The 561-nt window shown below is 41.7% G+C and carries 1 pseudogene; it reads right to left on the bottom strand.

The window, feature by feature from the left end:
• Nucleotides 1-154: 154 nt before the first annotated feature.
• A pseudogene (locus E1297_RS00840) lies at nt 155-561 on the bottom strand (hypothetical protein); the annotation flags it as partial.

Here is a 561-nt window from a genome sequence, read left to right as displayed (position 1 = left end):
GAATGGTCCGATTTATCGGGGGCAGGTCACTCCAGGCAAACTTTTCATCTGGAAAATCATTGTAGAGGACGTACGTTTCGAACGACGCGACGCTTAACATCAATACAATGAGAATTGCGCTAATATTTAACTTATTGAATAATTTCCTCATAACTTAATCAACTTCTATTCGATACAAACTCCAAATAGATAGAAACGTATAATCTTCCGATTGGAAGCGCTCTTTATTGTAGTCAAACATAAGCCAGAGCGGCCCTTTATCTCTTGGCGGGATCGCTTCTCCATCAATAGAAAGTGCAATCATCGCATCCATGACATCGTCTTCTTCAATATCAATCGCATAATTATCCAAAGCCAGAGCATAGATTGGTTTGTTTTCTATTCCATAGTCTTCAAGGAGTTCCGAAAGATCAATCATTTCGAAGGTATGCTCGTCTTCGTGCCAACGTGTCTGCATTGTTACTTGAAACACATCTCTTTTACGAAGATCATCCATCGTAAGGTGGATCGTCTGCCTTTCCTCGGGGCTCGCTTTAACAGCCTGTTGACGAAGTCGGACCT

This window comes from Roseibium sp. RKSG952 (assembly GCF_009711355.1).
This window is presented reverse-complemented; position numbering and strand designations above follow the sequence as displayed.